This window comes from Paracoccaceae bacterium (assembly GCA_019454225.1).
Taxonomy (GTDB): domain Bacteria; phylum Pseudomonadota; class Alphaproteobacteria; order Rhodobacterales; family Rhodobacteraceae.
In genome coordinates this window covers 1364524-1384032 of record CP075370.1, presented here as the reverse complement: position 1 = coordinate 1384032, position 19509 = coordinate 1364524, and the positions used below count along the sequence as shown (strand labels likewise).

Annotated in this window: 22 protein-coding genes; 12 read left to right on the top strand and 10 right to left on the bottom strand. The window is 69.1% G+C overall.

Annotated elements, in window-relative coordinates:
* Window positions 1–154: 154 nt before the first annotated feature.
* Window positions 155–1741 (bottom strand): 2-isopropylmalate synthase, encoded by a 1587-nt coding sequence (locus KF887_06550; GenBank protein QYK42759.1) that lies wholly within the window; start codon window positions 1739–1741, stop codon window positions 155–157.
* A 331-nt stretch (window positions 1742–2072) separates the two neighbouring features.
* On the opposite strand from KF887_06550, the gene KF887_06545 reads away from it, so the two are divergent.
* A complete protein-coding gene (locus tag KF887_06545; GenBank protein QYK42758.1) occupies window positions 2073–3218 on the top strand; it encodes an MFS transporter in 1146 nt (381 codons plus the stop codon).
* Between the two features lie 55 nt (window positions 3219–3273).
* Here the strand turns inward: KF887_06545 and KF887_06540 are convergent, their stop codons facing one another.
* Complete coding sequence (locus tag KF887_06540; protein QYK42757.1) at window positions 3274–3480, bottom strand: cold-shock protein; 207 nt, start codon at window positions 3478–3480, stop codon at window positions 3274–3276.
* Window positions 3481–3677: 197 nt separating this feature from the next.
* On the opposite strand from KF887_06540, the gene KF887_06535 reads away from it, so the two are divergent.
* Complete coding sequence (locus KF887_06535; GenBank protein QYK42756.1) at window positions 3678–4928, top strand: Coenzyme F420 hydrogenase/dehydrogenase, beta subunit C-terminal domain; 1251 nt, start codon at window positions 3678–3680, stop codon at window positions 4926–4928.
* Between the two features lie 110 nt (window positions 4929–5038).
* Window positions 5039–5521: a peptidoglycan-binding protein gene (locus KF887_06530; GenBank protein ID QYK42755.1), complete on the top strand. Its 483-nt coding sequence runs from the start codon at window positions 5039–5041 to the stop codon at window positions 5519–5521.
* 216 nt (window positions 5522–5737) lie between these two features.
* Here KF887_06530 and KF887_06525 read toward each other — a convergent pair whose 3' ends face one another.
* Window positions 5738–6097 (bottom strand): winged helix-turn-helix transcriptional regulator, encoded by a 360-nt coding sequence (locus KF887_06525; GenBank protein QYK42754.1) that lies wholly within the window; start codon window positions 6095–6097, stop codon window positions 5738–5740.
* 203 nt (window positions 6098–6300) lie between these two features.
* Here KF887_06525 and KF887_06520 point away from each other — a divergent pair, with 203 nt between their 5' ends.
* The 5 genes from KF887_06520 to KF887_06500 all read left to right on the top strand — a co-directional run bounded on the left by KF887_06520 (window position 6301) and on the right by KF887_06500 (window position 8830).
* Window positions 6301–6630 (top strand): AtpZ/AtpI family protein, encoded by a 330-nt coding sequence (locus tag KF887_06520; protein QYK42753.1) that lies wholly within the window; start codon window positions 6301–6303, stop codon window positions 6628–6630.
* A 42-nt stretch (window positions 6631–6672) separates the two neighbouring features.
* Window positions 6673–7383, top strand: coding sequence for a F0F1 ATP synthase subunit A (locus tag KF887_06515; GenBank protein QYK43467.1), 711 nt, complete (start codon window positions 6673–6675; stop codon window positions 7381–7383).
* A 40-nt stretch (window positions 7384–7423) separates the two neighbouring features.
* Window positions 7424–7660 carry a F0F1 ATP synthase subunit C gene (locus KF887_06510; protein QYK42752.1) on the top strand — a complete coding sequence of 79 codons (237 nt, stop codon included), beginning with the start codon at window positions 7424–7426 and terminating at the stop codon, window positions 7658–7660.
* Window positions 7661–7734: 74 nt separating this feature from the next.
* Window positions 7735–8271, top strand: a complete 537-nt coding sequence (locus KF887_06505) for a F0F1 ATP synthase subunit B' (protein ID QYK42751.1) — start codon at window positions 7735–7737, stop codon at window positions 8269–8271.
* Window positions 8272–8275: 4 nt separating this feature from the next.
* Window positions 8276–8830: a F0F1 ATP synthase subunit B gene (locus KF887_06500; protein ID QYK42750.1), complete on the top strand. Its 555-nt coding sequence runs from the start codon at window positions 8276–8278 to the stop codon at window positions 8828–8830.
* Window positions 8831–8878: 48 nt separating this feature from the next.
* Here KF887_06500 and KF887_06495 read toward each other — a convergent pair whose 3' ends face one another.
* From KF887_06495 to KF887_06485, 3 genes are all read right to left on the bottom strand, one after another.
* A complete protein-coding gene (locus KF887_06495) occupies window positions 8879–9646 on the bottom strand; it encodes an FCD domain-containing protein (GenBank protein ID QYK42749.1) in 768 nt (255 codons plus the stop codon).
* 72 nt (window positions 9647–9718) lie between these two features.
* Window positions 9719–10372 (bottom strand): OmpA family protein, encoded by a 654-nt coding sequence (locus KF887_06490; GenBank protein QYK42748.1) that lies wholly within the window; start codon window positions 10370–10372, stop codon window positions 9719–9721.
* A gap of 115 nt (window positions 10373–10487) precedes the next feature.
* Window positions 10488–11351 carry a methylated-DNA--[protein]-cysteine S-methyltransferase gene (locus KF887_06485; protein QYK42747.1) on the bottom strand — a complete coding sequence of 288 codons (864 nt, stop codon included), beginning with the start codon at window positions 11349–11351 and terminating at the stop codon, window positions 10488–10490.
* A 110-nt stretch (window positions 11352–11461) separates the two neighbouring features.
* On the opposite strand from KF887_06485, the gene nth reads away from it, so the two are divergent.
* A complete protein-coding gene (nth, locus tag KF887_06480) occupies window positions 11462–12106 on the top strand; it encodes an endonuclease III (GenBank protein ID QYK42746.1) in 645 nt (214 codons plus the stop codon).
* A complete protein-coding gene (locus tag KF887_06475) occupies window positions 12103–13086 on the top strand; it encodes an adenosine kinase (GenBank protein QYK42745.1) in 984 nt (327 codons plus the stop codon). The genes nth and KF887_06475 overlap by 4 nt, the downstream gene beginning before the upstream one ends.
* 14 nt (window positions 13087–13100) lie before the next feature.
* Here the strand turns inward: KF887_06475 and KF887_06470 are convergent, their stop codons facing one another.
* A complete protein-coding gene (locus KF887_06470) occupies window positions 13101–13403 on the bottom strand; it encodes a DUF4387 family protein (GenBank protein QYK42744.1) in 303 nt (100 codons plus the stop codon).
* Complete coding sequence (locus KF887_06465; GenBank protein ID QYK42743.1) at window positions 13387–14757, bottom strand: acyclic terpene utilization AtuA family protein; 1371 nt, start codon at window positions 14755–14757, stop codon at window positions 13387–13389. The genes KF887_06470 and KF887_06465 overlap by 17 nt, the downstream gene beginning before the upstream one ends.
* Window positions 14758–14884: 127 nt before the next feature.
* Between KF887_06465 and KF887_06460 the strand changes: the two genes are divergently transcribed.
* On the top strand, window positions 14885–16228 hold the full coding sequence (locus KF887_06460) for a glutamine synthetase (GenBank protein ID QYK42742.1): 1344 nt from the start codon (window positions 14885–14887) through the stop codon (window positions 16226–16228).
* Window positions 16229–16387: 159 nt separating this feature from the next.
* Window positions 16388–17059 carry a hypothetical protein gene (locus KF887_06455; GenBank protein QYK42741.1) on the top strand — a complete coding sequence of 224 codons (672 nt, stop codon included), beginning with the start codon at window positions 16388–16390 and terminating at the stop codon, window positions 17057–17059.
* 39 nt (window positions 17060–17098) lie between these two features.
* Here KF887_06455 and KF887_06450 read toward each other — a convergent pair whose 3' ends face one another.
* Together KF887_06450 and KF887_06445 are read right to left on the bottom strand one after the other, a co-directional pair.
* The gene (locus tag KF887_06450) at window positions 17099–18280 is read right to left on the bottom strand and encodes an MFS transporter (GenBank protein QYK42740.1); all 1182 of its coding nucleotides are present in this window, start codon (window positions 18278–18280) and stop codon (window positions 17099–17101) included.
* A 155-nt stretch (window positions 18281–18435) separates the two neighbouring features.
* Entirely contained in the window at window positions 18436–19497 is a 1062-nt protein-coding gene (locus tag KF887_06445) for a serine protease (GenBank protein ID QYK42739.1), read from the bottom strand.
* Between the last annotated feature and the right edge of the window lie 12 nt (window positions 19498–19509).

Sequence of the window (19509 nt, the reverse complement as noted above, 5' to 3'; positions counted from 1 at the left end):
CGCCGCGCGCGGCCCTGAAAGGCCCGCGATTGCAGCTATTGCGCACCCCGTGGCACCGAATACCGGCGCCATGGCGCGTTTGGGCCTGTGGACAGGTCGCAATTCCACAATTCTGCGGAATTCCGCCACAGGCCCCCCGACCCCGCCCCGCAGGTCACGAGTCGCGATAGCTCACACCCTTCACGTCATCGCCCGGCGCCGATTTCTGGCGCCGCAGGACCAGCCGGTTCAGCGCGTTGATATAGGCCTTGACGCTGGCGACCACGGTGTCGGTGTCGGCCGACTGCCCGGTCACGATGCGCCCGTCCTCCTGCAGCCGCACGCTGACCGTGGCCTGCGCATCGGTGCCCTCGGTCACCGCGTGCACCTGATAGAGTTCCAGCCGCGCCTGATGCGGCCACAGCTGCTTGACGCATTGGAAGGCCGCATCCACCGGCCCGTCGCCGGTCGCGTCGATGGTGTGGTCCACCCCGTCGATGGCCAGCGTCATCTCGGCCTCCTGCGGGCCCTCGGTGCCGCAGACCACGCGCAGCCGCTTCAGCACCAGCGTTTCGGCGCCCTGGTCGGATGCCTGGTCCTGCACCAGCGCCACGATGTCGTCGTCGTAGACCTCCTTCTTGCGGTCGGCCAGCGCCTTGAACCGCACGAAGACGTCGTTCAGCTGGTTGTCGGCCAGGTCATAGCCCAGTTCGCGCAGCTTCGCGCGCAGCGCGGCGCGGCCCGAATGCTTGCCCATGGCGATGTTCTTCGCCGTCAGGCCGATGTCCTCGGGCCGCATGATCTCGAAGGTCTGCACGTTCTTCAGCACCCCGTCCTGGTGGATGCCGCTTTCATGCAGGAAGGCGTTCTTGCCCACGATCGCCTTGTTGAACTGCACCGGAAAGCCCGACACCGCCGACACCCGCCGCGACAGGTGCATGATGCGGGTCGTGTCGATGCCGGTGGTGTAGGGCATGATGTCATGGCGCACGCGCATCGCCATCACCACCTCTTCCAGCGCGGTGTTGCCGGCCCGTTCGCCCAGCCCGTTGATCGTGCACTCGATCTGCCGCGCGCCCGCCGCCACCGCCGCCAGGGCGTTCGCGGTCGCCATCCCCAGGTCATTGTGGCAATGCGTGGCAAAGACGATGCTGTCGGCGCCCGGCACCCGTTCCAGCAGCATGGCGATCAGCTCGGCGCTCTCGCGCGGCGCGGTATAGCCCACGGTATCGGGAATGTTGATCGTGGTCGCGCCGGCCCGGATGGCGATCTCGACCACCCGGCACAGATAGTCATGCTCGGTCCGCGTGGCGTCCATCGGCGACCACTGCACGTTGTCGCACAGGTTGCGCGCATGGGTCACGGTGTCGTGGATGCGCTCGGCCATCTCGTCCATGGTCAGGTTCGGGATGGCCCGGTGCAACGGCGAGGTGCCGATGAAGGTGTGGATGCGCGGGCTTTTCGCATGGCGCACCGCGTCCCAGCAGCGGTCGATGTCCTTGAAGTTCGCGCGCGCCAGCCCGCAGATCGTGGCGTTGCGCGCGGCCCGGGCGATCTCGCTGACGGCGCGGAAATCGCCCTCGCTGGCGATCGGAAAGCCCGCCTCGATCACGTCCACGCCCATCTCGTCCAGGAGCGTGGCGATCTCCAGCTTCTCGTCATGGGTCATGGTGGCGCCGGGCGACTGTTCGCCGTCGCGCAGCGTGGTATCGAAGATCAGCACGCGCGCCGGGTCTGCGGGGCGGTGGGATGTGTCGGTCATCTGGATTGTCCTTCCTTGGCCTTTGCGTCTTCCCGGGCGCTGTTCACCTCCGAGCGGTCGCGCCCAAGGGCACGCTCAGAGGCGGCTAAGAAGAAGCAGGCCACGGGATTGCGCGCGCGGGCAGTCCGCGCGGGCGGCGCGGCGGATGCTCTGGCTGATCGGTTCCCGTGTCATGGCGCGTGACTATACGAACCCCGCCACGGAAGAAAAGCCCGAAATGCCGCGCGGGCCGCCGGGACGGTCGCCCCCGGCCCTTGCCCCGTCCGCCGCGCCGGGCTAGCTGCGCCCTGCCCCCCCGGTGGCGGGCACCGCAACCGTCAGGCCCGTTCCCATGACCTTCCTCGCCCTCCTGCCCATGGCCCGCGCGCCGCTCGCGGCCTTCTCGGCGATGGGCGTGCTCTGGGGCACCTTTGCCGCCGTCCTGCCCGACCTCAAGGCAATGCTGGGCGTGGACGAGGCGCGCCTCGGCCTGCTGATCTTCGCCACGCCCATCGCCGCCGTCGCGGCGATGCTTGCCGCCCCCGCGATCGGCGCGGCGCTGGGCCGTGTCGCGCTGCCGGTGGCGGCCTGCCTGATGGCGGCGGCCTTCGCCCTGCCCGGCCAGACCGCCTCGCTCGTCCTGTTCCCGCTGGCCATGATGTGCTGCGGCGCCGCGACCGGCCTGACCGACGTGCTGATGAACGCCCGCGTCGCGGCGCTGGAAAACGACCGGGGCGTGCCGCTGATGAACCTCTGCCACGCCGCCTATTCCTTCGGCTACGCCGGCGGCGCCATCGCGACCGGCGCGATGCGCGCCGATGGCTGGCCGCCCGGCGCCGTCATGGCCACGATGTCGCTGGTGGCCCTCGTCCTCGCTGCCCTGACGCGCGAGGCCGACGGCACCATCCACGGCCTGCGCCGCCCCGAGGGCGGGGGGCCGGGTCTGGGGCTGGTCCCGGTGCTGGGCGGCGGCATCGTGCTCATCGCCTTCCTGACCGAGAACGCGGCCGAGAACTGGTCGGCCCTGCATATCGAGAAGACGCTGGGCGGCACCCCGGCCGAAGGCGCCATGGGTCCGGCCGCCCTCGCGATCACCATGGGCGTGGCGCGGCTGGTCGGCCAGGGCTTTGCCGCCCGGGTCGATCCGCTGCGCCTGCTGGGGGGCGGCGCGATCATCTCGGCCTGCGGCGCGCTGACCGCCGCGATGGCCGGCACGCCCGCCATGGCCTATGCGGGCTTCATCGTCATGGGGATCGGGTCTTCGGTCATCGCGCCCACCGCCTTCTCGCTGGTCGGCCGCCATGCCCGCCCCGATGCCCGCGCCCGCGCGGTCGCCCGCGCCACGCTGCTGGGCTATTTCGGCTATTTCTTCGGCCCGCCGACACTGGGCTTCATCGCGGGCGCCTTCGGCCTGCGCATGGCCTTTGTCTTTGCCGCCGCCATGCTGCTCTGCGTGCTGGTTCTGGCACCGCCGATGCTGCGCCGGCGCATCGCCTGAAAGCAAAGGGGGCGGCCCCTGCGGGCCGCCCCCCTGTTCCGCAATGCGGATGAAATCACGCCAGCGCGAGGTTCATCGCCGACTCGCGGCCGTCACGGCCACGCTCGACGTCGAAGGTCACGGCCTGGCCATCGGCCAGTTCACGGATGCCCGCACGTTCCAGCGCCGAGACATGCACGAACACATCGCGCGAGCCGCCTTCCGGTGCGATGAAGCCGAAACCCTTGGTTGCGTTGAACCACTTCACGGTGCCATTGGCCATCGTGGATACTCCTGTCAGTTCGCCACCCGCAACATCGCGGTGGCCCGGCTCGGGATCAGAATCGCAGACTGAAGCCCGAAGGAGACAGAAGGTCGATCAAGAAAGCGTCGCCCGACGCTTATGCGCCCTTTCCGCCCCGAAGACAACCCAATTCGCCGTGATTGCGCCCCCGGCCGCCCCGCGCCATGGTGGCCCGCATGACCAGCCCCGGCCTCATCGTTCCCGACATCGGCGGCGCCGCCCGCCCCGGCCTCTGCACTGATTGCGGGATCAGCCGCATCGGCGACGGCCGGGCCTGCGGCCGCGCCTGCCAGTTCATCCGCCCCGACTATCCCGGGCTCGAACAGGCCGCCCACGGCCGCGCCGCCGATCCCGCCCGGGGGGACGAGGCGCATTTCGGCGTCACCCTCGCGATGCACCGCGCCCGCCTCGCCCCCCCGGCCCCGGGCGCGCAATGGACCGGGCTGACCACCGCGATCGCCGCGCGCCTGCTGGAAACCGGCGCGGTCACCGCCGTCCTGACGGTAGCCCCCCACCCCGATGACCGCTGGCGCCCGCTGCCCGTCATCGTGACCGATCCGGCCGATCTGGCCCGCGTGCGCGGCATGCGCATGGGCTATGCCCCGGTCGCCGCCCTGATCCCGCAGGCGGTGGCGCGCGGCCATCGCCGCATCGCCGTCGTGGCGATCCCGTGCCAGACCTATGCGATCCGGGCCCTGCAACAGGAATGGGGCCTCGAAACGCTGCTGGTGCTCGGCACACCCTGTTCCGACAACACCACCACCGAGAACTTTCACGGCTTCCTGAGGCTTCTTGATCCGCATCCCGAAACCATCAGCTATTTCGAGTTCCGCGCCGACTATGTCTGCGAGATGCGGTTCGACGATGGCCGCCCCCCGCGCACCCTGCCCTTTCTTCAACTGCCGATTTCGAACCTTCCCGCCGACTTCTTTCCGATGACCTGCCGCACCTGCGTGGACTATACGAACAGGCTGGCCGATCTGACCGTGGGCTACATGGGCGGTTCGGGCGACCAGTGGGTGATCGCCCGGAACCGGCAGGGCGCGGCCATGCTGCGCCTTCTGGGTGACCGGCTGGCCACCGCGCCGCTGGTCGACCGGGGAAGCCGCAAGGGGGCGGTCGCGGGCTTCATCGCCAACACCGCCCGCGCGGCGGGGGGCATGCCGCTGCGCCGGATGCCCGGCTGGTTGCGCCCGCTGGTGTCCTTCCTGCAGCCGCGGATCGGGCCGCGCGGGCTGGAATTCGCCCGCGCGCGGGTCGAGATGAAGGCGGCAGAATCGGTCCTGCACCTGCGCCGCGCCTATCCCGCGCGGCTCAAGAACATGCTTCCCGCGCATGTCTGGCGACTGGTGGCGGCCTACGGGCTGACCCCGAAGGATTCCGAGCTGCCGCCGGAACCCGCTGAAAAGAAAAACGTTATCCGATAGCAGACGGGCGTCTTTGCCTATCTTGCCCCGGCCGTCCATCTCTGGTCGCAGGGCAGACGAGGCGTGTCTGCCGCCACCCGGCTTCTGCTGCCACAGAAAAGGACGACACGATGACCATGACATTCGCCAAGACCGCCGCCGCCGCTGTCACCGCCTTCGCGCTGGCAGCCGGCACCGCCGCGCCCGCCCATGCCTGGGGCAAGAACGAACAGAACTTCCTCAAGGGCGTTCTGGCCGCCGCCGCCGTGGGCGCGATCATCAACCACAACCGCAACAAGGCGCATGCCCAGCCGCAGCCGCAGTATTTCGCGCCCGCCCCGGCCCCGCGCCCGCATCACGGCGCGCCGCACTACGGCAACCCGGCACCGGTCTACACGCCGGTCGCGGCGGCCTTCAACGAATACTCGCCCGCCTCGCGCCGGGCGATCCAGACCCGCCTGCGCGCCTATGGCTACTATCGCGGCGGCATCGACGGCACCTTCGGCCCCGGCACCCGCGCCGCGATCGAGGCCTATGCCCGCGACACCGGCAACGTCCAGGCCCTGCGCTCGCGCGACGGCACGGTGCGCCTGCTGAACGGCTTGCTGGTCTGATCCCTTTCGGCGGGGGGACGAGCAGCCCCCGCCGGACCAGCCCGGGTGCGCGGCCCCCGAAGCCCCCACGACGGGGTCGGGCGCCCGGGCGACCTGTCGATCCGCCCCGTCCGGCCGGTGGGGCGGCCGCACATGTCTAGACAACTTGTCGGGACGGATGCCAGACGCGGAACCGACGCGGGCGGGACGGAAACCAGACACGGTTTTTCCGCGATCTCAAGGAGTTGGGCCGTCTTCCTGCGGTTCGGCCAGTTCCGCCGCCAGAAACCGCTCCAGCCCGTCCAGGTCGACCGGGTCGAACTGCCCGAAGCCCTGCATCCAGACGCTCGCGCCGCGCAGCGCGTCGGGGTCCAGCTTGCACCAGGTCACGCGGCCCCGCCGCTCCTGCTGGATCAAGCCGGTTTCCGCCAGCACTTTCAGATGCTTGGAGATTGCCGCCAGCGACATCGCGAAGGGTGCCGCAACATCGGTCACCGCCATGTCATCCTCCAGCAGCATCGCCAGGATCGCCCGCCGCGTCGGATCGGCCAGGGCGGCAAAGACGGCGGACAGGGGGTCGGGTTGCACCTCGATCATGCCCCCGTCCTGCCCCCGAAGCCGCCAAAGGTCAACCGCCAGGTTGACAATGCCCCCAGCCGGCCGACCACTGGCGCGATCTGACGCACCCCAGTAAAATCATTGTTTTTCATCACCTTGTGGCATTCTGCCCTGCGGCGATCCGTGCTTGACTCCTGCCCCCGCCCTCTCTAGTCATCGCCGCGTCTGAAAGGTTTCGTGGAATGGCCGACGAACCCGACCCCGACCGACTGCGCGCCCTCGACGCGCGGCTCGCCCGGGCGAAAGGGAAGCCGACACCGCCCAAGGGACCCGCAGGCAAGGCATTCTCGCAGGGCGAGATGGCCTGGCGGATGGTGATCGAACTGGTGACGGGCATGTGTCTTGGCCTGGCCATCGGTTACGGGCTGGACTGGATGTTCGGCACGTTTCCCGTCTTCCTGGTGATCTTCTCGCTCTTCGGCTTCGCCGCAGGGGTGCGCACGATGCTGGGCACCGCGCGGTCGATGGGACAGGGCACGGACGGCGGAAACGCCGGAAAACCAAGGGGTTGACAGGTGGCGGAAGAAGGCGGCGGCGGCTTCAACATCCATCCGATGGATCAGTTCATCGTGAAACCGCTGTTCGGCGGGACCGAGGTTCACTGGTACACCGTAACCAACGTGACCCTCTGGATGGCGATCGGCGTGGCCTGCATCGCCGCGCTGCTGATCCTCGGCACCCGCCGCCGGGCGCGCGTTCCGACGCGGACGCAATCGGTGGCCGAACTGATCTACGGCTTCATCCACAACATGGTGGAAGAGGTGACGGGACATGACGGGGTGAAGTACTTCCCCTATGTCATGACCCTGTTCCTGTTCATTCTTTTCGCGAACCTGCTGGGCCTTCTGCCGATGGCCTTCACCACCACCAGCCATGTTGCGGTGACCGTGGTGCTGGCGCTCCTGGTCTTCCTGGGCGTCACGATCCTTGGTTTCGCCAAGCAGGGCATCGGGTTCCTGGCGATGTTCTGGGTCTCCTCCGCCCCCGCCCCGGTGCGTCCGGTGCTGGCGGTGATCGAGGTGATCAGCTACTTTGTCCGCCCGGTCAGCCATTCCATCCGTCTTGCGGGCAACCTGATGGCAGGCCACGCGGTGATCAAGGTGATCGCGGGCTTTGCCTCGCTGGCCGTGGTCTCGCCGGTGGTCATCGGCGCGGTTACCGCGATCTATGCCCTGGAACTGCTTGTCGCGGTGGTCCAGGCCTATGTGTTCACCATCCTCACCTGCGTCTACCTGCGCGATGCCGTCGGCGGCGCACATCACTGACGCACTCTGAAATCTCAACCTTTCCAAAGGAGTATCCATCATGGAAGGCGATATCGCTGAAATGGGCAAGTACATCGGCGCGGGTCTGGCCACGATCGGCCTCGGCGGCGCGGGGATCGGCGTGGGCCATGTCGCGGGGAACTTCCTCGCCGGCGCGCTGCGCAACCCCTCGGCGGCGCCCGGCCAGACGGCGACGCTGTTCGTCGGCATCGCCTTTGCCGAGGCGCTCGGGATCTTCTCGTTCCTGATCGCGCTTCTGCTGATGTTCGCCGTCTGATCCAGCGACCCTGACCTCGGGCCGGCGGGCATGATGCCCTCCGGCCAGACCCTGGTTCTGCGGGAGACGACGACATGGCAACCGATGCCCATTCCGCAGCGGCCCACGGCGGCGAATCCGCCGCCGGCATGCCGCAGCTGGATTTCTCGACCTGGCCCAACCAGGTGTTCTGGCTGGCCGTCTCGCTGGTCGCCATCTACATGATCCTGAGCCGCGTGGCCCTGCCGCGCATCGGGGCGGTTCTGGCCGAACGGCGCGGCACGATCATCAACGATCTTGCGGCCGCCGAGGAACTGAAGGCCAAGGCGGTCGAGGCCGAAAAGGCCTATAACGACGCCCTTGCCACGGCACGCGCCGAAGCCGCCAAGATCGTGGCGAAGGCGCGCGCCGACATCGAGGCCGACCTCGCGGCCGCAACCGCCCGCGCCGACGCCGAAATCGGCGAACGCACCGCGGTCAGCGAAAGCCGCATCGCCGAGATCCGCGCCGGTGCCGTGGAAAGCGTGACGGAAGTCGCGCGCGAAACGGCCGCCGCCATCGTGGCGGCGCTCGGCCAGCCCGCAGACCAGGCGGCGGTTGCCGACGCGGTCGCGGCCAGAATGAAGGGGTGACGCGATGATCCGGCTTTCCCTTGCCCTCGGGCTGACGGCAACCCCGGCGCTCGCCGCCACGGGCCCCTTCTTCTCGCTTGGCAACACGGACTTCATCGTCCTGATTTCGTTCCTGATCTTCGTGGGCGTGCTGGTCTATGCCGGCGTCCCGGGGATCATCACCAACCTTCTTGACAAGCGCGCCGCACAGATCAGCGCCGAGCTTGACGAGGCCGCGGCCCTGCGGGACGAGGCGAAGGCGATCCTCGCCTCCTACGAGCGCAAGAAGAAGGACGTGCAGGAACAGGCCGACCGGATCGTGGCGGCTGCAAAGGACGAGGCGACACGCGCGGCCGAAGAGGCGAAGGAAGAACTGAAGCGGTCGATCGCGCGGCGCCTTGCGGCGGCCGAGGATCGCATCGCTGCGGCCGAAACGGCGGCGGTGCGCGAGGTGCGCGAGCGCGCGGTCACGGTTGCGGTGGCGGCGGCGGGCTCGATCCTGGCGCAGCAGTCCACGCCCAAGACCGCGGCCGCAGCCATCGACGCGGCGATCGAACAGGTCGGCGCCCGCCTGCACTGACCGGACGTGCCATTGCTGAGGAACCCCCGGCCGCCGGCCGGGGGTTCCTCATTTCTGGGCCTCGTGCGACAGGCGCTGTTGCGCCACCGCCTCGTTCCGTTCGGCGCGCAACTGGTCCGAAAGCGCGCGCTCGATATAGCCCATGTGCGCCTCGACCGCCGCGCGGGCCATCGCCGGATCGCGGGCCTGTAGGCCGGTGTTGATGGCGCGGTGCTGGTCAAGCAGGGTGTCGCGCGTCACGCGATTGCGGAACAGCATCTGACGGTTGTAGAAGACCCCCTGCCGCAGCAGGTCATACATCGACCGCATCATGTGCAGCATGACGACGTTGTGGCTGGCCTCGATGATCGACATGTGGAAATCGGCGTCAAGCGCGGCCTCGTCGGTCGGGTCACGCTTGGCATGCGCGGCTTCCATCTTGCGGAAGATCGTGTCGACCACCTTGAGGTCGGTCTCGGAGGCAAGCCGCGCGGCACGCTCGGCCGCCAGCCCCTCCATGTCGCGGCGGAATGCGATGTAGTCGAACACCGCCTCGTCATGTTCGGCGAACAGACGGACAAGCGCGGGTGAAAAGGCAGAGCCCAGAACCTCGGCCACGTAGACACCGGCACCCGGCCGGATTTCCAGCAGGCCACGCGCCTCGAGGTCGGCCACCGCATCGCGCAGGCTGGGGCGTGACACCCCCAGCCGGTCGGAAAGGTCGCGTTCAGGGGGCAGCCGCTCACCCGGGCGAAGGATGCCGCGCAGGATCAGCTGTTCGATCTGGCGCGCGATCGATTGCGAGAGTTTCTCGGACAGGATCTTCTGGAACGGCATGGCACACCCCGGTTCCGGTCAATTGATATGACCAGTTCCGGGATGGCTCAATGCCCAAAAGGTCGGCAGGGCTCAGGCGGTCGGGCGGATGATGATCTCGACCCGGCGGTTCTGCGCGCGCCCCTCGACCGTGGCATTCGACGCAACCGGCTGGTCGAAGCCGCGCCCGAACGCCTGGATGCGGGCACCTGGAACACCGTTGCTGCGCAGTTCCGCCGCCACCGCGCCCGCGCGGCGCTGCGACAGGTCATAGTTGTAGGCGGCCGTGCCGGTATTGTCGGTATGGCCGATCACCTGCACGACGCTGTCGGGATAGCGGTTCAGGCTGCGCGCCACCGTTCCCAGATCGTTGCGCAGGTCGGGGCGAAGGGCGGCGCTGTCGGTCGCGAACAGGATGTCCTGCGGCATGACCACGCGCAACTCCGACCCGGTATTGATCACCTGCACGTTGTTGCCGAGTTCGCCCCGCAGTTCGGCGGCCTGGCGATCGAGCGTCGCGCCGATGGCACCGCCGACGATGGCGCCCAGACCCGCGCCGACCGCGGTCTTGAGCAGCTTGTTGTCGCCATCGCGGGTTGCGCCGATGGCGCCGCCGATCAGCGCGCCGGTGATCGCACCGGTCTGCGCCCGGGAATTGTCGGTCGTGCCGGTCACCGCCGGGTCGATGCAGCCCGCAAGGGCCAGGGTCCCCGCCATGGCGAGGAGGATCGGGGATTTCAGCATCATGTCTCGTGCCTCATGTGTCCTTGGCGCCCGCACGGACCGCGCGGGCGCGCGCGCAGTATAGCAGGCACCTCGCCGGGTCAAAATACCCGGCGCAGCATCGGCACGTTCCTGCGCATCACGGTTGCGGCACGGCACCCGCGTCGGCCCGCGCCGCTTCCCACGCGAGCATGGCGCGCTTGACCGGCAGGCCCCAGTGATAGCCGCCAAGCGCGCCGGACTTGCGCAGCGCGCGGTGGCAGGGGATCAGCCACGAGACCGGATTGCGCCCGACGGCGGTGCCCACGGCGCGCACCGCCTTTGCATGGCCGATGGCGCCCGCAATCTCGCCATAGGTGGTGACATGCCCCGAGGGGATGCGCAGCAGCGCTTCCCACACCTTGATCTGGAATGGCGCGCCGATCAGGTACAGGGGCGTGTCCGCGTTCTGCCCCGGCGCCGCGCCAAAGGCCGACAGCACCCAGGGCCGCAGCATCATCGGGTCTTCCACGAAATCCGCCCTCGGCCAGCGGCCGGTCAGGTCGGAAAAGGCCGCCGCCTCGCCCGTTTCGGCGGCAAAGGCCATGCCGCAGATGCCCCGGTCGGTGCCGGTGACAAGCGCCGGTCCGAAAGGGCTCTCGAACCAGCCCCAGAACACCCGCAGCCCCTCGCCCCCGCGTGCGTAGTCGCCGGGTGTCATCGCCTCCCACCGCAGGAACAGGTCGTGCAGGCGCCCGCCCCCCGACAGCCCGGTCGCCAGCGAGGTTTCCAGCACGGTGAACCGGTCGGCGAGCAGGCGGCGGGCATGGTCGAGCGTCAGGTATTGCTGATACCGCTTGGGGCTGACTCCCACCCATTGCGAGAATATCCGCTGGAAATGCGCGGGCGACATGGCCATGCGCGCGGCCAGGTCGTCGAGCGTCAGGGTCGGGCCGCCCGCGTCGATCTCGCGCAGGGCACGGCCGATCACCTGGTAGTGGTAGGCGGGGGAAAGGTCGGTCATGGTCGTGTCTCCGTTTCCCCCTGCATAGCGGCCAAGGCCCCCGCGATGCGACCCGCTTTCTGCGCCTTCGCGCCCTTGCCGCGCCGCAGCGGCTGCGCCATACCGGGCACATGCCCGCGCAGTTGCCCTATGCCAGCATGTCCCAGATCTTCGCCCGCTTTGCGGCGCGGGAGCCCGAGCCGAAGGGCGAACTGGAACATCTGAACGCCTACACGCTTCTGGTTGCCGTTGCGCTGTCGGCGCAGGCCACGGACGTCGGGGTGAACAGGGCGACGCGCGCGCTGTTCGCGGTGGCCGATACGCCCGAAAAGATGCTGGCGCTTGGCGAGGAGCGGTTGATCGAACACATCCGCACCATCGGGCTTTACCGCAACAAGGCGAAGAACGTCATGCGGCTGAGCCAGCTGCTGATCGAGCGGTTCGGCGGCGAGGTGCCATCGTCGCGCGCCGCCCTGACCAGCCTGCCGGGCGTCGGGCGCAAGACCGCGAATGTCGTGCTGCAGATGTGGTTCGGCCTGCCCGCGCAGGCGGTGGACACGCATGTGTTCCGGGTGGGCAACCGAACCGGCATCGCCCCCGGACGCGACGAGATCGCCGTCGAACGCGCGATCGAGGACAACGTGCCTGCCCCCTATCTGCGCCATTCGCATCACTGGCTGATCCTGCATGGCCGCTATATCTGCACCGCGCGCAAGCCCCGCTGTGGCGACTGCCTGATCGCCGACCTTTGCGCCTATGAGGAGAAGACTGCATGAAACGCTATGACGTCGTCGGCATCGGCAATGCCATCGTCGATGTGCTTTCCACCGCCGACGACAGTTTCCTCGACCTGATGGGGATCGAGAAGGGCATCATGCAGCTGGTCGAGCGCGAGCGGGGCGAACTGCTTTATGCCGCCATGAAGGACAGGCGGCAGGCACCCGGCGGATCGGTGGCCAACACGCTGGCGGGCATCGGCAACCTCGGTCTGTCCACCGCCTTCATCGGGCGGGTGCATGACGATGCGCTCGGCCGGTTCTATGCCCGCGACATGGCGGCCAGCGGCACCGACTTTCCGAACGCCCCGGTGGCAGGCGGCGAACTGCCGACGTCGCGGTCGATGATCTTCGTCTCTCCGGATGGCGAGCGGTCGATGAACACCTATCTGGGCATCTCGTCGGAACTCGGACCCGAGGACGTGAAGGACGAGGTCGCGGGGCGCGCCGGCCTGCTGTTCCTGGAAGGATACCTGTATGACAAGCCCAAGGGCAAACAGGCCTTCGAGCGCGCGGCGCGGCTGTGCCGCGAGAATGGCGGACGGGCGGGCATCGCCCTGTCCGACCCGTTCTGCGTGGACCGGCACCGCGCGGACTTCCGGCGCCTCGTGCGGGATCTGGATTTCGTAATCGGCAACCAGCACGAATGGGAATCGCTGTACCAGACCGATCTTTCGGCGGCACTTGAGGCGGCGGCGGCCGAAACCGGGCTTCTGGTCTGCACGCGGTCCGGGCATGACGTGATCGTGGTGCGGGGCGACGAGCAGGCGGTCGTGCCGGTGCGCTATGTCACTCCGGTGGATGCCACGGGCGCGGGCGACCAGTTCGCGGCGGGGTTCCTGTACGGCGTGGCGACCGGCGCCGATCTGGCGACCTGCGGTCGCATGGGCTGCATCGCGGCCGCCGAGGTGATCAGCCATTTCGGCGCCCGGCCTGAAACCGAACTTGCCGCGCTGTTCCGTGCCGAAGGGCTGATCTGACCGGGCCCTCCCCGTCAGTCGATGGCGGCCTCGGCCAGCAGATGCGCCCATTGGGCACCGTGCATGTCACGGTCATCGGCTGATCCCTGCACCACCGGGCGCGGGAACGAGAACTTGATGACCGAAAGGTCCGGAATGTCGAACCGTCTCACCAGTTGCATCGGCTGGCCATAGAGCGCCGCAACCCGGGCCGTCGGCAGCGCGCCGACGAGGCGCGCGAAGGCCTCGGGCGTGCCGCAGAACACGTCAATGGTTACCCAGAACGGTCCGGCGTTCTTGGACCGGACCTTGAAGGCCACGTCAGCGACCTGTGGCATTGCCCACCTCCGTCACGGTCAGGCGGAACGCCGACATCGGGTCATCCAGCATCATCACGTGGTTCAGCGCGAATTCGTACAGCGCGCCGCGGTCGGTGGTGGCGGGCGAATAGGGAAAGGCGAAGGTCGGCAGTTCCTCATCCTCGGTCAGGGGATAGTGCAGCACGAAAGGGTTCATCAGGCGCCCGATCTCGGCCGCGATGGCCTGGGACTGCGCGGTCACGATGCCAAGCACACCCACCTCGGCCGGATCGCCCGCGCGCCGCTCCAGCGGCCCGAGGGCGGCATCCATGCCGATCAGGCGAAACTCGATGCGATAGGCATCGGGACCAAGCCCCAGTTTGCGCGCGATCGAGTCGTGCAGGAAGGCCGTCAGCCGTGTCACCCAGTCACGCGCGCCTGCCACATATCGCGGCTCGCGCAGGACGGCCAGAATCGTCGTCTGATAGCCCGCGACGCGCGCGCCCTCCAGCTTGACGCTGTAGGGCGCCGTCACCCAGGCCGATCCCTCGACCCGCACGCGCCGCCCGTCAAGCGCGTGATAGCGCGCGCCGGTGACGTCGAGATGCCCGCCAGGTTCGTGCAGGATGAAGGGATCGGCGTTCTCGTACAGCATGTGCGCCGAGACCGAATGGGGCGTGCAGGCCGCCGCTTCGGCCATCGGCTCGACCGTGAAGCCGTCCCGGTCGAAGGCGACCATGATGACCCCGGTCGTCGGATGGGTCGAACACAGCGCCCCGCATTCGGCGATCTTGGCGCCGTGCCAGGCCGCGCCCGCGTGTTCGCCCCGGGCGATGGGCAGGGCCGCGATGATTGCCGTGTCCGTGGTGCGACCGCAGATCACGATGTCGGCCCCGGTGCCAAGGGCGGCTTGCACCTGCTCGATCCCGGCCAGGGCCACGATGTTCGTCATGGCGGCGACACCCTCGGGCGTGACCTCGGGCGCGGGCGTCAGGGGGCGCAGACGACCCTGTTGCAGCGCATCGGCCACCCGCGCCGCGGGCTGACCCGAATAGAGGCGGGCGACGCGCAGCCGCTCGCCCGTCTCGGCCGCGATCTCGGCGGTGATGTCGAACATCCAGTCGACGGTCGCGTCGGCGCCGCAGGTGCCCGCCGATCCGATCACCAGCGGCACGCCCGCCTGCGCCCGGGCCGCCATCAGATCGCGCCATTCCGATTTCGTGGCCGCGCGGGAATACTTGGACTGTCCCGCCCCCAGGCTGAATGGCCCCGAGTCGGTCGATCCGCCATCAATGGCAATGATGTCGGGGCGCTCTGCCACCCCGCGCGCCAGGGCCGCGCGGTCGAACCCCAGACCAAGCACCCCCGAAGGCACCAGCACGCGCGTGACCATCCATTCCCCCGTTTTCCGGCGGACCCTAGGCCAAAGGTCCGGCAGGGAAAAGCCGGAAGGTTGACCACCACCTCGGGGCCGGGCCAGTGTGGGGCGCCAAACAGGATCGGACCGGACAATGCCCGCCATGCCCCGCGAACTGGCCGACTATCTCGACGCCCATCCCGGGACGCGGTTCCTGGATGCGGTGATGTTCGACCTGTGCGGCACCGCCATCGGCAAACGCTATCCGGTGCGGGATGCGGCAAAGGTGTGGTCGTCGGGTGTGGCGTTCTGCGCCGGGATCACCACGCTGGACGCGCAGGGTGCCTGCTGGGACGTCGAGGGGATCGGATTTTCCGATGGCGATCCCGATGCGACATCGTGGCCGATCCCTGGCACGCTGGCCCCCGTGACATGGGAGCCCGGCGTGGCACAGGTGCTGATCGCCCCCGCGCCGCCGCCGGACGAGACCGGATGGTGGTTCGACCCCCGGTCAATCCTGTCGCGCGCGGTTGAACGATTCGGTGCGCTTGGCCTGATGCCTGTGGCGGCCTGCGAGCTGGAGTTCTATCTGGTCGACCCGACACGCGATCCGTCCGGACGCATTGCCCCCGCCCGCCCCGCCCGCCCGGGGCGCGATCCGTCATCGCCGCGCGTGCTGGCCTTCGACAAGCTGGCCGAATGGTCGGCGGTGCTGGCCGACATCGACGCAGCCTGCCTGGCGCAGGGCGTGCCCGCCGGGGCGGCGACCGCCGAGTATGGCGGGGCGCAGTTCGAGGTGAACCTGGGCCACCTGCCGGACCCTGTTGCGGCGGCCGACCACGCCCTGCTGCTGCGCCGCATCGTCAAGGGCGTGGCCCGGGCGCATGGGCTGGACGCCACCTTCATGTCGAAGCCCTTTGCCGACCAGTCGGGATCGGGGCTGCACATCCACCTGTCAGTGACCGACGCGGCCGGCAACATCTTCGATCCCGCGCGGGCGGATGGCGACCTTCGGCTGGGGCACGCCATTGCCGGTCTGCAGGCCAGCACCGCCGATGCGATGGCGATCTTCGCCCCGAACCTGAACGCCTACCGCCGGTTTGCGGTGAATCAGTTCGTGCCGGTGAACACCACCTGGGGCACCAACAACCGGTCGGTCGCCTTCCGCGTCCCGGCAGGCGAGGGCAGCGCGCGGCGGATCGAGCACCGCATCGCGGGCGCCGAGGCGAACCCCTATCTGGTGATGGCCGCAGTGCTGGCCGGGGTGCATGACGGGCTGGCGCGCGGGCTGACGCCGACGCCGCCCTCGGGGGGGAATGCGGGCGACACCGCCGACCCCGACATGCCGCTGCGCCTGTGGACGGCGCTCGACCGGATCGAGCGCTCCGCATTTCTGGCCGATTGGCTGGGCCCGCGCTATCCCGCCGCCTATGCGGCGATCAAGCGCGCGGAATTCGAGGCGTTCATGTCCGACGTCCTGCCGCGGGAATACGACTGGTACCTGTAGGCCGAACCGCGGCCGCGACGGGCCTGGTGTCCTTCCACGTGACGGAATTTGTCACGGCAAGGCGGCTTCCCATGCGGCACCGGGGATGGCATGTTCGCGTCATACGCCCGCAGGGCGGGTTCAAGGGAAGGACATGATACAATGCTGAAAACCTTTTCCATGGCACTTGCCACCACGGCGCTTGTCGCCCTGGCGGCACCTCTGGCCGCGCAGGACCAGTCGGGAACCAACGTCGACCCGGCCGGCACGGGCACCAAGGGCGGCGCGGGACAGATGGCGCTTGCGCAGGATCTTTACGCCGTGGGCATGGAAACCAAGGACGCGCTCATGGTGCTGACGGCGGCGCGGCTTGCCGCCGGGGTGACGCTGACGGATGTCGAGCGCGAACTGGAAACCAAGGGCGACGAAGTCGCCGAAGAACCGGATGTGGCCGACGCCCCGGTCGACGCGGCCGCGATGCTTGCGGCAGCCAGGTCGCTGGCGGGTGAAGACGAGGTGATCCTGGGCCTGATCGAGGATGCCGAGGCCGAGGGTTCGCGCGGCCGGATCGGCGGCGCCTCGCGCACGCTGAGCCGCCTGCCCGCCGGCCGGTCGGACGTCTGGAAGGTTCCGTTCTACGGCAAGTCCTATGCCGAGGTGGCCGTGGTGGGCGACGGCGACTCGAACCTCGACGTGCTGATCACCGACGAGAACGGCAACACGATCTGCTATGACGTCAGCTGGTCCGACAAGGTCTACTGCGACTTCGTGCCCGCGTGGAACGGCTACTTCTACATCACGGTCCAGAACACCGGCCGCAAGCGCAACAGCTATTACCTGCTGACGAACTGATCGGCAGCCGGGCGGCCCCGGCGAACCCGGGGCCGCCCGTCACGCGCCGCGCAGGCGCGGCACGGCGGCAAGCGACGCGAGGGCAAGTGCCATGAACACGGTTCCCGCCAGCCCGAGCGCGGCATAGCCGCCCGTTGCATCGAGCACCCATCCCCCCGCCAGCGTGCCGACCGAGGCCGCCAGATAGACCGCCGATGCGTTAAGGGCAAACATGACGGACGTGTTCCGAGGGTCGAGCGCGGCAAGCCGCGCCTGCTGCGCCGCCATGAACGACCAGCCGCACACGCTCCACAGAGCGACGAGCAGGGCCGTCGCGGCATAGGGCAGTGTCAGCCCCGAAACCAGCGGCAGCGTGACCCCCTGTGCGAGGCAAAGGATCGCCAGTGTCCGCCCCGTACCGATCCGGTCGGCCATGCGCCCGCCAAGCGCGTTCCCGGCAACGGCACCCAGCCCGAACACCATCAGAAGCATCGAGATTCCGGCACCCGACAGGTCCAGCCGGGTGATCATCATGGCGCCGAAGAAGCTGTAGACGCAGTAGATCCCGCCCAGGAACAATACCCCGAACCCGACCGCCACCATGCGCCAGCCGGACGCCAGCACCCGCGCCAGGGCGCCAAGGCTTGCGCCGGGAACGGTGATGCCGCGCGGCACGGCACGGGCCAGGGCAACTGCGGCGCCCGCGGCCAGCACCGCCACCGCAACAAAGGCCGCCGGCCAGCCAACCGCGAAGCCAAGCCACGCCCCGGCAGGCACGCCGATCACCTGTGCCAGCGTCAGGCCGCCGAACACCGTGGCCAGCACCCGCCCCCGCATCTCGGGCGCCGACAGGCCCGCCGCGATGGAGGCGGCGACCGGCGTCACTACCCCGGCCCCCAGTGCCATCACCGCCCGCGCCGCCAGCAGCACCGGGAACGACGGGGCAAGCGCCGCAACCGCCGCCCCGACCCCGAACAGCATCAGCCCCGCGACCAGCAGGTCGCGCCGGTCTGTCTGGCCGGTCAGCGCCACCATCAGGGGTGAGGCCGCCGCATAGACAAGCGCATAGAGCGTCATCACCCAGCCCGCCACCGAAGGTGCCAGGGCATAGTCCTGCGCGATCGGGGGCAGCAGACCGACGACGACAAAGGCGCCCATCCCGATCACGAAGTTCGCGGTCGCCAGCAGCAGCAGCAGACCTTGCGGCGGCGGGCTGCGGTCGGATGGGATCGGCGGTGTCATGGCTGGCGGCCCCTGTTGGTCGCCGCGCAGGCTGGTGCGGAACGGGCGGCGGCGCAAGGGCACAACCCCGCGCATCCGCGCCGGCCCAGAACGGCAGCGGGGGCCGGATCATCCGGCCCCCGCCCGTGCAGCCGTCGCTGTCCGACGACCCGCCGTCAGGGATTGGCCGAAATGACGCCTTCCAGCCAAGGCAGATAGTTGGACACCCGCGTATAGGCCGAGAACGGGGCCCGTTCGTTGCAGCCCTTGCCACCGCTGCCCGACAGGCCCCAGCTGACAACGCCTGCCTGCACATAGGTGCCGTCATCCAGAGCGACGACAAGCGGACCGCCGCTGTCACCCGAGCAGGCCGTCTTGCCGCCCTCGAACGTGCCCGAACACAGCATGTTCCCCGACATCGGCGCAGGCGCACTGGAAACGAGCTGATCCCACAGCGCGTAGGCGTCATCTTCCTTCACGCCAAAGACGTTGACAGCGTGCGAGAAGCCCTTGGCCGCCTCGTTCGCGCGCGCCTCGATCAACGCGGCATTGCACAGGTCGCGATCCATCATCTGGATCTCGGCCTGGCGCAGCGCGGTCGGTTGCGTGCCGCCCTCGATCAGGCCCCAGCCGGTCACCGTGGTCACGACGCCCGGCTGGTCCAGATAGTCGCCGAACTGCGCGTCGGGCACCTTGATCGTGGCATAGGCTGTCTGCGGCGCGCGGGCGAGGCGGATCAGCGCGATATCGTTGTCATACTCGGTGCCCACATAGTCGGGATGGACATGGACCGACCGGACCGGCACCGCATCGCCCTGCCCGGGCACCAGATCGTTGGCCCCCACAAGGATGCGGATGGCATCGGGCCGCAGGTTGCCCCAGCGGCCATCGGGCGCCTGCATGTGCACGCAATGCGCCGCTGTCAGAACCCATTCATCCAGAAGCATCGTCCCGCCGCAGAACTGGGCGCCTGGCCCGACCTCCTGAGCGGCGATCAGAAGCGCGACCTGCCAGGGCCATGCGCCGGGGGCCGCGATCTCGCCGCCGACCACGCGCGCGCCGCTGGCCTCGGCCTCGGCGGCGGCGGCACGGGCGGCCTTCTGGCCGGCTTCGGCAAAGGCAAAGGGCGACAACTGCACAGGATCGGCGGTGGCGTCATCGGGTAACGTGGTCTGCGCGGCCAGCGGCACGGCCAGCGCCGTGCAGGCAAGCAGGGTCAGGATCGGTCGCAGGGTCATGGTTTGCCTTTC

Excerpts from the sequence above, each read along its gene's own strand:
- KF887_06495 (QYK42749.1), bottom strand. The coding sequence starts at position 9,646 with ATGCCGTTCCAGAAGATCCTGTCCGAGAAACTCTCGCAATCGATCGCG.
- KF887_06470 (QYK42744.1), bottom strand. The coding sequence starts at position 13,403 with ATGCCACAGGTCGCTGACGTGGCCTTCAAGGTCCGGTCCAAGAACGCC.
- KF887_06545 (QYK42758.1), top strand. The coding sequence starts at position 2,073 with ATGACCTTCCTCGCCCTCCTGCCCATGGCCCGCGCGCCGCTCGCGGCC.
- KF887_06515 (QYK43467.1), top strand. The coding sequence starts at position 6,673 with ATGGATCAGTTCATCGTGAAACCGCTGTTCGGCGGGACCGAGGTTCAC.
- KF887_06530 (QYK42755.1), top strand. The coding sequence starts at position 5,039 with ATGACCATGACATTCGCCAAGACCGCCGCCGCCGCTGTCACCGCCTTC.
- nth (QYK42746.1), top strand. The coding sequence starts at position 11,462 with ATGCCCGCGCAGTTGCCCTATGCCAGCATGTCCCAGATCTTCGCCCGC.
- KF887_06500 (QYK42750.1), top strand. The coding sequence starts at position 8,276 with ATGATCCGGCTTTCCCTTGCCCTCGGGCTGACGGCAACCCCGGCGCTC.
- KF887_06445 (QYK42739.1), bottom strand. The coding sequence starts at position 19,497 with ATGACCCTGCGACCGATCCTGACCCTGCTTGCCTGCACGGCGCTGGCC.
- KF887_06485 (QYK42747.1), bottom strand. The coding sequence starts at position 11,351 with ATGACCGACCTTTCCCCCGCCTACCACTACCAGGTGATCGGCCGTGCC.
- KF887_06505 (QYK42751.1), top strand. The coding sequence starts at position 7,735 with ATGGCAACCGATGCCCATTCCGCAGCGGCCCACGGCGGCGAATCCGCC.
- KF887_06465 (QYK42743.1), bottom strand. The coding sequence starts at position 14,757 with ATGGTCACGCGCGTGCTGGTGCCTTCGGGGGTGCTTGGTCTGGGGTTC.
- KF887_06490 (QYK42748.1), bottom strand. The coding sequence starts at position 10,372 with ATGATGCTGAAATCCCCGATCCTCCTCGCCATGGCGGGGACCCTGGCC.
- KF887_06450 (QYK42740.1), bottom strand. The coding sequence starts at position 18,280 with ATGACACCGCCGATCCCATCCGACCGCAGCCCGCCGCCGCAAGGTCTG.
- KF887_06520 (QYK42753.1), top strand. The coding sequence starts at position 6,301 with ATGGCCGACGAACCCGACCCCGACCGACTGCGCGCCCTCGACGCGCGG.
- KF887_06510 (QYK42752.1), top strand. The coding sequence starts at position 7,424 with ATGGAAGGCGATATCGCTGAAATGGGCAAGTACATCGGCGCGGGTCTG.
- KF887_06460 (QYK42742.1), top strand. The coding sequence starts at position 14,885 with ATGCCCCGCGAACTGGCCGACTATCTCGACGCCCATCCCGGGACGCGG.
- KF887_06455 (QYK42741.1), top strand. The coding sequence starts at position 16,388 with ATGGCACTTGCCACCACGGCGCTTGTCGCCCTGGCGGCACCTCTGGCC.
- KF887_06525 (QYK42754.1), bottom strand. The coding sequence starts at position 6,097 with ATGATCGAGGTGCAACCCGACCCCCTGTCCGCCGTCTTTGCCGCCCTG.
- KF887_06475 (QYK42745.1), top strand. The coding sequence starts at position 12,103 with ATGAAACGCTATGACGTCGTCGGCATCGGCAATGCCATCGTCGATGTG.
- KF887_06540 (QYK42757.1), bottom strand. The coding sequence starts at position 3,480 with ATGGCCAATGGCACCGTGAAGTGGTTCAACGCAACCAAGGGTTTCGGC.
- KF887_06550 (QYK42759.1), bottom strand. The coding sequence starts at position 1,741 with ATGACCGACACATCCCACCGCCCCGCAGACCCGGCGCGCGTGCTGATC.
- KF887_06535 (QYK42756.1), top strand. The coding sequence starts at position 3,678 with ATGACCAGCCCCGGCCTCATCGTTCCCGACATCGGCGGCGCCGCCCGC.